Genomic DNA, 11,738 nt, shown 5'->3' with positions numbered 1-11,738 from the left:
TAAAATAGTTGAACAGGAGTTTAATTTATTATGGAGGTGCTATGTCTAGTATGAATACGAATGAAAGAATTGTGCCCCTCCTACCATTAAGAGGCATTCTCGTATATCCAACGATGGTTCTGCATCTTGATGTAGGACGTGATAAATCGATACAAGCACTAGAGCAGGCGGCAATGGATGAAAATATCATCTTTTTAGCAATGCAAAAAGAAATGAATATCGACGATCCGAAAGAAGATGACATATATAGTGTAGGTACAGTGGCGAAAGTGAAGCAAATGTTAAAATTGCCGAACGGTACGCTTCGTGTCCTTGTAGAAGGTTTACATAGAGCAGAAGTAGTAGAGTTTATCGGAGAAGAAAATCTGGTACAAGTTTCTATTAGAACAGTAACTGAAGAAGTAGAAGATGATTTAGAAGAGAAGGCTCTTATGCGTACGTTACTGGAGCATTTCGAACAATATATTAAAGTTTCGAAAAAAGTTTCAAATGAAACATTTGCAACGGTAGCTGATGTAGAAGAACCCGGAAGACTAGCTGATTTAATTGCTTCTCACTTACCGATTAAAACGAAGCAGAAACAAGAGATTTTAGAGATTGTATCTGTGAAAGAACGACTACATACACTTATTTCGATTATTCAAGATGAACGAGAGTTACTTAGCCTAGAAAAGAAAATTGGACAAAAAGTGAAACGTTCAATGGAGCGCACGCAAAAAGAATATTTCTTACGTGAGCAAATGAAGGCGATTCAAACTGAACTTGGCGATAAAGAAGGCAAGGGCGGGGAAGTTGAAGAACTTCGTGAGAAAATTGAACAGTCGGGAATGCCTGAAGAAACAATGCAGGCTGCACTGAAAGAATTAGATCGTTATGAAAAGTTACCTGTAAGTTCTGCTGAGAGCGGTGTAATTCGTAATTATATTGATTGGTTATTAGCGCTTCCGTGGACAGAAGCAACAGAGGATATGATTGACCTCACTCATTCGGAAGAAATTTTAAATAAAGATCATTACGGTCTTGAAAAAGTGAAAGAGCGAGTACTTGAATATTTAGCTGTACAGAAGTTAACGAATTCATTAAAAGGACCAATTCTTTGTCTAGTAGGCCCTCCTGGGGTTGGGAAAACTTCGTTAGCGCGTTCTATTGCAACATCGTTAAATCGTAATTTTGTACGTGTTTCTCTTGGTGGTGTGCGTGATGAATCTGAAATTCGTGGTCACCGTCGTACATATGTAGGAGCGATGCCAGGACGTATTATTCAAGGTATGAAAAAGGCGAAAACAGTTAATCCAGTCTTCTTATTAGATGAGATTGATAAAATGTCTAACGATTTCAGGGGAGACCCATCAGCGGCGTTACTTGAAGTGTTAGATCCAGAACAAAACCATAACTTCAGTGATCATTACATTGAAGAGCCATATGATTTATCGAAAGTTATGTTCGTTGCAACTGCTAATACACTTGCAAGTGTTCCTGGCCCATTGCTTGACCGTATGGAAATCATTTCGATTGCTGGTTATACAGAACTTGAAAAGGTGCACATTGCTCGTGAGCATTTATTGCCGAAACAATTAAAAGAGCATGGCCTACGAAAAGGTAATTTGCAAGTGCGTGATGAAGCGCTTCTTGAAATTATTCGTTATTATACACGCGAGGCTGGTGTTCGTACGTTAGAGCGTCAAATTGCAAAAGTTTGCCGTAAAGCAGCAAAAATTATCGTTACAGCAGAACGCAAGCGCATTGTTGTAACAGAGAAAAATATTGTTGATTTACTTGGTAAGCATATATTCCGTTATGGTCAAGCTGAAAAAACAGACCAAGTTGGTATGGCAACAGGTCTAGCTTACACAGCAGCGGGCGGCGATACACTTGCAATTGAAGTGTCTGTAGCGCCAGGAAAAGGGAAATTAATTTTAACAGGGAAACTTGGGGATGTTATGAAAGAATCCGCACAAGCCGCGTTTAGCTATATTCGTTCTCGTGCAGAAGAACTTCATATTGATCCGGATTTCCATGAGAAAAACGATATTCATATTCATGTTCCAGAAGGAGCAGTTCCAAAAGATGGACCGTCAGCAGGTATTACGATGGCAACGGCACTTATTTCTGCACTAACAGGTATTCCTGTAAGTAAAGAAGTTGGTATGACAGGTGAAATTACACTTCGTGGTCGTGTATTACCAATTGGTGGTTTGAAAGAAAAAACATTAAGTGCTCACCGCGCGGGATTAACAAAAATTATTTTACCGGCGGAAAATGAGAAAGATTTAGATGATATTCCAGAGAGCGTAAAAGAAAACCTTACGTTTGTGCTTGCATCTCATTTAGACGAAGTATTGGAGCACGCATTAGTAGGAGTGAAACAATGAAAGTAACAAAAGCAGATATTGTAATTAGTGCCGTTAAACCGGAACAATATCCAGACAGTGATTTACCAGAAATTGCCTTAGCAGGTCGTTCTAATGTCGGGAAGTCTTCCTTTATTAATAAAATTTTAAATCGTAAAAAGTTAGTACGTATTTCTTCTAAACCAGGAAAAACGCAAACGCTGAACTTTTTCTTAATCAATGAAATGATGCATTTTGTTGACGTTCCAGGTTATGGATATGCGAAAGTATCTAAAACAGAGCGCGCGGCATGGGGCAGAATGATCGAGACTTACTTTACAACACGTACGCAATTAGACGCAGCTGTATTAGTAGTTGATTTACGTCACCAACCAACAAAAGATGACATTATGATGTATGATTTCTTAAAGCACTATGAAATCCCAACAATTATTATTGCAACGAAAGCCGATAAAATTCCGAAAGGGAAATGGCAAAAGCATTTAAAAGTTGTAAAAGAAACGCTTGCTGTTGAAATTGGCGATGAAATCGTTCTATTCTCTTCTGAAACAGGTCTTGGAAAAGAAGAAGCATGGAAAGCAATTCATAAAATGACAAAAACGAAAAACGCGTGACGAATGTCGCGCGTTTTTTTTATTTACTAAACTTTTAGCGTACGTTTAATGTAACTTCAATATTTCCTCTTGTTGCTTTAGAGTAAGGACATACACCGTGAGCGGCTTCTACAAGTTCTTGTGCTTCGGCATGAGAAACACCAGCAACATGTACGTCAAGTACAGCAGACAGTCCGAAACCACCATCTGTATCTTTACCGATAGAAACGTGTGCAGTCACTTCTGTACTTTCCACTTTCACACGTTTTGTACGAATTACAAGTTGCAATGCGCTATCAAAGCAAGCTGCATAACCAGCTGCAAATAATTGTTCTGGATTTGTTGCCTCTCCGCCTGCGCCACCTAGTGCTTTTGGCATTTTTACATCAAGATTTAATATGCCATCATCTGAAACTACCTTACCGTTTCTTCCACCTGTAGCTGTTACTGAAGCAGTATATAATTTATCCATGTTTATTCCCCTTTTCTATCATTAATTTTTTTCATTGTTTCAATTAATGTGTTTAATTGGATTAATAAAGAATGATATTCTTGCTCTGTAATTCCTAAATTTGTAGCCATCGTTGTCGGTAATGAACAAGCTATTTCTTTTAAATCTTTACCTTGTTCTGTTAATTCAATACAAACTTTTCGCTCGTCTTCTTTTGAACGAACACGTTGTACAAGTTTTAATGATTCCATCCGTTTTAACATAGGTGTTAAAGTACCAGAATCTAAAAATAGACGTTCTCCAATTTCTTTTACTGTTAGTCCGTCTCGTTCCCAGAGTACGAGTAAAGTAATGTACTGGGGATACGTAATGCCCATTTCTTCTAAATAGGGTCGGTAAAAACGAGTAACCTCTTTAGAACAAGCGTAAATAGAAAAACAAAGTTGGTTATCTAGATGTAAAGGATTTTCTTTCATAAGCAACTCCTTATATTTTTAAATTGTGCACAATTTAATTTTGTAAAATCAATATAACGAAAAATAAATACAATGTCAAATGCATTGCATTGAGAAAGTGAGTACTATATTTTGGAACAATCATACATATTTTCCTTCATGATGAAAGAAGATAGAAAAGATGATGTTATAATTAATATGGAATAGTTTCCATCACTTGATTATGAGGACTTTTTTTGGTAACGTACAAATAGAGTTATTATTTTATAATCATTATAAAGTAGAGAGTTCTTTATTAATCTTACTGAAGCTCCTTTATTACATATGGAGAAAAAATAATCAGTTGTTCACACGATTGTCAGATTCATAAGAGGAAAGTTGTATTATGATAGTAGATAAAGTGATAAAACGGGTGAAGGGGGACATGCTGCGTGCATATTCTTGTTGTTAGTGTAAATTATCGAACAGCCCCTGTAGAATTTCGTGAGAAACTCACATTTCAGGCAGCAGAGCTAGAGCAAGCAATGACTACATTACAAAATCAAAAGAGCGTACTAGAAAATGTCATTGTATCAACTTGTAATCGCACTGAGATTTACGCTGTTGTCGATCAATTACACACGGGACGGTATTACATTAAGAAGTTTTTAGCTGATTGGTTTCAGCTTGAAATAGAAGAAGTCGCACCATACTTGTCTATTTTTGAACAAGATGGCGCAATAGATCATTTATTCCGCGTAACGTGCGGTTTAGATTCTATGGTTGTTGGAGAGACGCAAATTTTAGGTCAAATAAAAGATAGCTTTTTAGAAGCGCAACAAGTAAAAGCGACAGGTACAATTTTTAATGAGTTGTTTAAGCAAGTGGTTACGTTAGCAAAACGTGCGCACTCAGAAACAACGATTGGTGAAAGTGCGATGTCTGTTAGTTATGCTGCTGTTGAGCTCGGAAAGAAAATATTTGGCGATTTAACAGATTGTCATGTACTTATTCTTGGTGCTGGTAAGATGGGTGAACTTGCACTGCAAAACTTATACGGAAGCGGTGCTCGTAAAGTAACAGTTATGAATAGGACGCTTACGAAAGCGGAAGTGATGGCTGAGAAATATATGGGACATGCAAAGCCTTTAAGTGAATTGCAATGTGCATTATTAGAAGCGGATATTTTAATTAGTTCAACGGGTGCATCAGAATATGTCATTACGAAAGAGATGATGACAAAAGTAGAGAGAATGCGCTCTGGTCGTCCGTTATTTATGGTTGATATTGCAGTACCACGTGATATTGATCCTGCGATTGATGAATTAGAAGGCTCTTTCTTATATGATATCGACGATCTGCAAGGTGTAGTTGAAGCAAACCGTGCTGAACGTTTAAAAGAAGCAGAGAAAATTCAATTTATGATTGAAGAGGAAATGGTTTTATTTAAAACGTGGTTAAGTACGCTTGGTGTTGTACCGTTAATATCGGCTCTTCGTGATAAAGCGCTAGCAATTCAAAGTGACACGATGGAAAGTCTTGAGCGAAAAATACCAAACCTTAGTGATCGTGAGAAAAAAGTAATTAGTAAACATACGAAAAGTATTATTAATCAATTGTTAAAAGACCCAATTTTAGTAGCTAAAGAATTAGCTGCTGAAGAGGGAGCTGGCGAAAAATTAGCTTTATTTGCGAAGATTTTTGATTTAGAAGTGGAAGAAGCGGGAAATACGGAAGAAGTAGAACATAAAAGAGCGTGGACACCATCCGTTCCATCTTTATAACTTGGAAGGATGATCGGATGAGTTTTTTAAATAACAGTATTATTTATCATATTGCAATTATTTTATATGCTTGTAGCATTAGTTTATATTTTATAGATTATTTTCAAAGTAACCGAAAGGCGAACCGATTTGCTTTTTGGTTACTTTCGATTGTATGGGTATTGCAGTCTATCTTTATGTTGCTTAGGGCTACAGATTCAGAAACGAATCCTATTTTAACTTTATTGTCAGGGATTTATTTTTATGTTTGGTTATTGATTACGATGTCATTAGTCATTAATCGATTTATGCGCATTGACTTTTTAGTCTTTTTTACAAATGTTGTAGCATTTGGCGTAAGCGCTTTTTCTATTTTTACACCGCTCGGAAAGATGTCGCCAGTACTTGCAGAGCAATTAGTTTCAGAACTTGTATACGTGCATGTCGGTATGGCGATTATTTCTTATGCAACGTTTACTGTATCGTTTATTTTTTCTATTATGTATTTATTGCAATATCGACTATTAAAAAAGAAAAAATGGAATGCGAGATTAAGAAGGTTAGGGAATTTGCCGAAGCTTGAATCTATGTCTTACGGATTAAATTTATTTTCTGTTCCGTTTTTCTTATTAGCAATTATATTAGGATGCATATGGGGATATACAAAATTGGATAATTTCCATTGGTATGATACGAAAGTAATCGGGTCTTTTGTCGTTCTATTTGTATATTGTGCGGGCTTATATTTACGAGCGGCAGATGTGTTGCAGGGTAAGAAAATTGTGCTGTGGAATATCGGGGCATTTCTCGTAATGCTAGTTAACATTTTTCTATTAAGCAGTTTATCTAATTTCCACTTTTGGTATTTATAATGAGGAGAGAGAATTATGCGCAAAATTATTGTAGGTTCACGAAAGAGTAAACTAGCATTAACACAAACAAATTGGTTTATCAATCAATTAAAAGCGCTTGGTTTACCATATGAATTTGAAGTGAAAGAAATCGTCACAAAAGGTGATGTTATTTTAGATGTTACTCTTTCAAAAGTAGGCGGAAAAGGTTTATTTGTAAAGGAAATTGAACATGCGTTACTTACGAAAGAAATTGATATGGCTGTACATAGTATGAAAGATATGCCAGCTGTACTTCCAGATGGATTAACGATTGGTTGTACGCCAAAGCGCGTTGACCCTCGTGATGCTTTTATTTCTAAAAACGGAGAATCGTTTAAAGACTTAGCAGAAGGCGCGATCTTAGGGACGAGTAGTTTGAGACGTAGTGCACAATTACTAGCTGCGAGACCAGATTTACAAGTGAAATGGATTCGTGGGAATATCGATACACGCTTACGTAAGTTAAAAGATGAAGATTACGATGCAATTATTTTAGCGACAGCTGGATTACAGAGAATGGGCTGGGACGGAGAAGTTATTACAGAACATTTAGATGAAACGTTATGTGTACCAGCCGTAGGACAAGGTGCGTTAGCAATTGAATGTCGTGAGGATGATAAGGATTTACTTCAGTTGTTAGCACATATTAATGATGCAGTAACAGAAAGAACAGTGGCTGCTGAACGAGTATTTCTTCATAAACTTGAAGGTGGATGCCAAGTTCCAATCGCTGGATATGCAACTCTTAAAGAAAATGATGCAATCGAATTAACGGCGCTTGTCGGTTCTATGGACGGTTCTGTTTTATTGAAAGAAATAGTAGTAGGCACTGATCCGAAGCAAGTAGGATTAGAGGCTGCGGACCGTTTAATTAAACAAGGAGCAAAAGAGCTCATTCTTGCTGCAAATAAGGAGCAACAATAAATATGGATGCTCTCGCTGGCAAAATAGTATTGGTTACACGTGCCCAGCATCAAGCGAAACAAATGAGTGTAGCAGTGAAAGAAAGGAGCGGAATTCCATTGGAAATTCCGCTTTTGCGTATGGAAGGCACATCTCATAGGCAAATTCAACGTATAACAAGGCAACTACATTCGTATGACTGGGTTATTTTTACGAGTAAAAATGGTGTAGCTTTTTTTCTAGATGGTTTAGAAACAAAAATACCATTAACTATTAAAATCGCTGCGGTAGGCGTGAAAACAAAATTAGAGTTAGAAAAAAGGGGCTATCAAGTTCATTTTGTTCCGACCTCATTTGTTGCAGAAACATTTGCCGAAGAGTTTCTAAAAGAATTAAGTGGAAACGAGTGCATTTTATTTCCGAAAGGGAATTTAGCAAGAGATGTAATCCCGGTTAAACTTAGGGAATTTGGTGTTTTTCTAGATGAGCTAATCGTATATGGTACGAAGGTGAATGTAGAGAAAAAACAAGAACTTATAACAGCATTGAAATTAGGGGAAGTAAATGTTATTACATTTACGAGCCCTTCAACTGTTGATAGTTTTGTTCGTTTACTTGAGGGTACAAACTGGAGAGAATGGACGAAAAAATGTACAATTGCTTGTATAGGGCCTATTACGGAAAAAGAGGCGCTCCTTTATTTTCCACATGTTATTGTGCCGAAAGAGTACACTGTAGAAGCATTACTACAATGCATTTGTGAATCTATAAAGTGAAACTTTAATCAGTGGGGGTTTTGTTCATCCCCACTGATTATTAGCCCTCACCAATCGGGCGTTTACGGGCAGTTGATCTCCCGCCTAACTTCTTTGCTCCAGCCGAATTTTGAGGTGGGGGTCTTACTGCCCGTTAATGCGGGATAAAATAAAAGAATGGGGATAGAAATCTATGAATTCTTTACAATTTAATCGTCATCGTCGTCTAAGACAAAGCGGGGGCATGCGTGCACTTGTGCGTGAAACATTTTTACATACAGAAGATTTTATTTACCCTATTTTTGTATTAGAAGGAGAAAATACTCGTAATGAAGTTCCTTCTATGCCAGGCGTATATCAAATGTCTTTAGACTTATTGCAAGCTGAAATGCAAGAGGTCGTTGATTTAGGTATTCGTTCTGTTATTGTATTTGGTTTACCTGCTGAAAAGGACGAAGTTGGATCATCGGCATATTGTGAGCATGGAATTGTACAGCGTGCAATTAAGCAAATTAAAGATGAGTTCCCAGAGCTAGTAGTAGTTGCAGATACATGTTTATGTCAATTCACAAGCCATGGTCATTGCGGTGTTATAGAAGATGGCGTTATTTTAAATGATGAGTCTCTTGCAGTTCTTGCAAAAACAGCTGTAAGTCAAGCGAAAGCAGGCGCAGACATTATTGCACCATCAAATATGATGGACGGATTCGTAACAGCAATTCGTCATGCATTAGATGAAAATGGTTTCGCACATGTACCAGTTATGTCGTACGCTGTGAAATATTCATCAGCATTTTACGGACCGTTTCGTGATGCAGCACATGGTGCACCGCAGTTCGGTGACCGTAAAACATATCAAATGGACCCAGCGAATCGTATGGAAGCATTCCGTGAAGCAGAATCAGATGTAATGGAAGGGGCAGACTTCTTAATTGTAAAGCCAGCTCTTTCTTATTTAGATATCGTTCGTGATGTGAAAAATAGCTTTAACTTACCAGTCGTTGCTTATAACGTAAGTGGTGAATATTCGATGATTAAAGCAGCAGCGCAAAATGGTTGGATTAATGAAAAAGAAGTTGTACTTGAGAAATTAATTAGCATGAAACGCGCAGGAGCAGACTTGATTATTACGTATCATGCAAAAGATGCAGCAAGATGGTTACAAGAAGGAGGCGCTAAATAATGAAAAAGTTCGATAAGTCGATTGCGGCGTTTGAAGAGGCACAAAATTTAATGCCTGGAGGCGTAAATAGCCCTGTTCGTGCCTTTAAGTCTGTTGGTATGAATCCGCTGTTTATGGAGCGCGGAAAAGGCTCTAAAGTATATGATATCGATGGGAATGAATACATCGATTACGTATTATCGTGGGGACCTTTAATTCATGGTCATGCGAACGACCGTGTTGTTGAGGCTTTAAAAGCTGTTGCTGAAAAAGGAACAAGCTTTGGTGCCCCAACAGAAATTGAAAATAAATTAGCGCAGCTTGTTATTGAGCGCGTGCCATCAATTGAGATTGTACGTATGGTTAACTCTGGAACAGAAGCGACAATGAGTGCACTACGTTTAGCTCGAGGTTATACAGGGCGTAACAAAATTTTGAAATTCATTGGTTGTTATCACGGTCATGGTGATTCTTTATTGATTAAAGCAGGTTCGGGTGTAGCAACGCTAGGTTTACCAGATAGCCCTGGTGTACCAGAAGGTGTAGCGAAAAATACGATTACAGTAGCGTACAACGATTTAGAAAGTGTAAAATATGCTTTCGAACAATTCGGTGATGACATCGCTTGTATAATTGTAGAACCAGTAGCAGGGAATATGGGTGTTGTTCCCCCGCAACCAGGATTTTTAGAAGGACTTCGTGAAGTGACAGAGCAAAACGGTGCACTACTTATTTTTGATGAAGTAATGACTGGATTCCGTGTTGCTTATAATTGTGGACAAGGTTACTACGGCGTAACTCCTGACTTAACTTGTTTAGGTAAAGTAATCGGTGGTGGCTTGCCGGTAGGAGCATACGGTGGTAAGGCAGAGATTATGCGTCAAGTTGCACCAAGCGGACCGATTTACCAAGCCGGAACATTATCGGGTAATCCACTTGCAATGACAGCAGGCTATGAAACGTTAGTGCAGTTAACACCAGAATCATATGTGGAATTTGAGCGTAAAGCAGAAATGTTAGAGGCTGGACTACGTAAGGCAGCTGAAAAGCATAATATCCCGCATCACATTAATCGTGCAGGTTCTATGATTGGTATTTTCTTTACAGATGAGCAAGTTATTAATTATGATACAGCAAAATCTTCAAACTTAGAATTCTTTGCAGCTTACTATCGTGAAATGGTAGAACAAGGTGTATTTTTACCACCTTCTCAATTTGAAGGTTTATTCTTATCGACAGCACATAGTGATGCAGATATTGAGGCGACAATTGCGGCGGCCGAAATTGCAATGTCAAAATTAAAAGCATAATTTCTTAGAGAAAATCGCTTTCCATTAGGGGAGCGATTTTTTTTATTCATAAAGTAGCCTTAGGGAACATAAATCTGTAATGACCTATAGTTTGGGAGGGGGAAAAGAAGTGGCAACAGATCATTCATTACGATTTTCATTAAAAGAATCTGTTTGGTTCCAGAAGGGACAGGAAGTCGAAGAACTTTTGTCAATTTCGTTAGATCCAGACGTTGAGATAGAGGAGCTCGATCATGAAGTTATCGTGAGAGGGCAATTAGATTTAACGGGAGAGTACGTTGCAAGGCAAGATGATTCAGCTTATTCATTAAGAGAGCTATCACCAGCAAAGGCAATTGATTATGTAGAAACAAGGGCAGATGGGGTTAATGAGCTTGTCCATTCCTTTCCGCTCGAAATATCAATTCCAAGAAATCGAGTGAAAGTAATTGAAGAATTATATGTATCAATCGAGGAATTTGATTATGAATTAAAGGAAAATGGTTGCTTACAACTATTAGCGGATATATCTATTACAGGTTTATGTGACGAAGAAAGAACCGAGGATGAAGAGGAAGAGACGGCGTATGCCGAGTTGGAAGCTGATTCAGCTGAAGATGATGAAAGTAGACCTGCGCCGCACGAAGAGGTACCAGCCTATAAAGAATCAGATGGATGGGAAGATTATGCATTTGAACCGTTTCAGTTAGAAGAAAGAAAAGAGCAAGAAATAGAAGAAGAGGAATTAGAAGAACATGAACTTGTGGAGCGTGAAGAGGAGCAAGAAACGACGCCACAATTTGAATTGTTTGGGCGGAAAAATTTCAAGAAAGAAAAAGCGAAAAAGCAGGAAGAGCCAGAGGAAGAAGCATATTCACAGCGAGATGAAAATGCACTTTATTTAACGAAATTATTTACGAAAGAACCAGAAGAAGAATTTACGAAGTTAAGAATGTACTTCGTACAAGAAGGAGACACAATTGAATCGGTTGCAGAACGTTATGAAACGACTGTACAAAGCTTATATCGTGTAAATCAATCAGAAGATATATATTTAACTACAGGGCAAATTATATATATTCCTGTTTCAAAAGCAACAGCGAAATAAGTGAGTGAGTTTTTTCACTCACCTCTTTTCTTTTCC

Annotated in this window: 11 protein-coding genes; 9 read left to right on the top strand and 2 right to left on the bottom strand. The window is 37.8% G+C overall.

Annotation, left to right across the window (positions count from 1 at the left end; genetic code table 11):
- The first annotated feature begins 41 nt into the window (after positions 1-41).
- Together lon and yihA are read left to right on the top strand one after the other, a co-directional pair.
- The gene (gene lon / locus NSQ47_RS15845) at positions 42-2,372 is read left to right on the top strand and encodes an endopeptidase La (RefSeq protein WP_341037332.1); all 2,331 of its coding nucleotides are present in this window, start codon (positions 42-44) and stop codon (positions 2,370-2,372) included.
- Positions 2,369-2,965: a ribosome biogenesis GTP-binding protein YihA/YsxC gene (gene yihA / locus NSQ47_RS15840; protein WP_002088829.1), complete on the top strand. Its 597-nt coding sequence runs from the start codon at positions 2,369-2,371 to the stop codon at positions 2,963-2,965. The genes lon and yihA overlap by 4 nt, the downstream gene beginning before the upstream one ends.
- A 34-nt stretch (positions 2,966-2,999) precedes the next feature.
- On the opposite strand, the gene NSQ47_RS15835 is transcribed toward yihA, so the two are convergent.
- Together NSQ47_RS15835 and NSQ47_RS15830 are read right to left on the bottom strand one after the other, a co-directional pair.
- Positions 3,000-3,416, bottom strand: a complete 417-nt coding sequence (locus tag NSQ47_RS15835; RefSeq protein WP_000359777.1) for an organic hydroperoxide resistance protein — start codon at positions 3,414-3,416, stop codon at positions 3,000-3,002.
- Positions 3,417-3,418: 2 nt separating this feature from the next.
- On the bottom strand, positions 3,419-3,871 hold the full coding sequence (locus NSQ47_RS15830; RefSeq protein WP_002112064.1) for a MarR family winged helix-turn-helix transcriptional regulator: 453 nt from the start codon (positions 3,869-3,871) through the stop codon (positions 3,419-3,421).
- Between the two features lie 410 nt (positions 3,872-4,281).
- Here NSQ47_RS15830 and hemA point away from each other — a divergent pair, with 410 nt between their 5' ends.
- The 7 genes from hemA (at position 4,282) to spoVID (ending at position 11,702) form a co-directional block, all read left to right on the top strand.
- Positions 4,282-5,613, top strand: coding sequence for a glutamyl-tRNA reductase (hemA, locus tag NSQ47_RS15825; protein WP_002112063.1), 1,332 nt, complete (start codon positions 4,282-4,284; stop codon positions 5,611-5,613).
- 17 nt (positions 5,614-5,630) lie between these two features.
- Complete coding sequence (locus tag NSQ47_RS15820) at positions 5,631-6,464, top strand: cytochrome c biogenesis protein (RefSeq protein WP_002112062.1); 834 nt, start codon at positions 5,631-5,633, stop codon at positions 6,462-6,464.
- Between the two features lie 15 nt (positions 6,465-6,479).
- A complete protein-coding gene (gene hemC, locus NSQ47_RS15815) occupies positions 6,480-7,409 on the top strand; it encodes a hydroxymethylbilane synthase (RefSeq protein WP_341037327.1) in 930 nt (309 codons plus the stop codon).
- A 2-nt stretch (positions 7,410-7,411) separates the two neighbouring features.
- Complete coding sequence (gene hemD, locus NSQ47_RS15810) at positions 7,412-8,164, top strand: uroporphyrinogen-III synthase (protein ID WP_341037326.1); 753 nt, start codon at positions 7,412-7,414, stop codon at positions 8,162-8,164.
- 172 nt (positions 8,165-8,336) lie between these two features.
- Positions 8,337-9,326 carry a porphobilinogen synthase gene (hemB, locus tag NSQ47_RS15805; protein ID WP_002112058.1) on the top strand — a complete coding sequence of 330 codons (990 nt, stop codon included), beginning with the start codon at positions 8,337-8,339 and terminating at the stop codon, positions 9,324-9,326.
- Positions 9,326-10,615 carry a glutamate-1-semialdehyde 2,1-aminomutase gene (gene hemL, locus NSQ47_RS15800; RefSeq protein ID WP_002112056.1) on the top strand — a complete coding sequence of 430 codons (1,290 nt, stop codon included), beginning with the start codon at positions 9,326-9,328 and terminating at the stop codon, positions 10,613-10,615. The genes hemB and hemL overlap by 1 nt, the downstream gene beginning before the upstream one ends.
- A 79-nt stretch (positions 10,616-10,694) precedes the next feature.
- Positions 10,695-11,702 (top strand): stage VI sporulation protein D, encoded by a 1,008-nt coding sequence (gene spoVID / locus NSQ47_RS15795; RefSeq protein ID WP_179117545.1) that lies wholly within the window; start codon positions 10,695-10,697, stop codon positions 11,700-11,702.
- Positions 11,703-11,738: the final 36 nt, after the last annotated feature.

Source organism: Bacillus sp. FSL R10-2780 (assembly GCF_038006125.1).
GTDB classification, from domain to species: domain Bacteria; phylum Bacillota; class Bacilli; order Bacillales; family Bacillaceae_G; genus Bacillus_A; species Bacillus_A cereus_U.
Note: the sequence above shows the minus strand (reverse complement) of the source record. Positions and strands in the feature narration are given on the sequence as shown.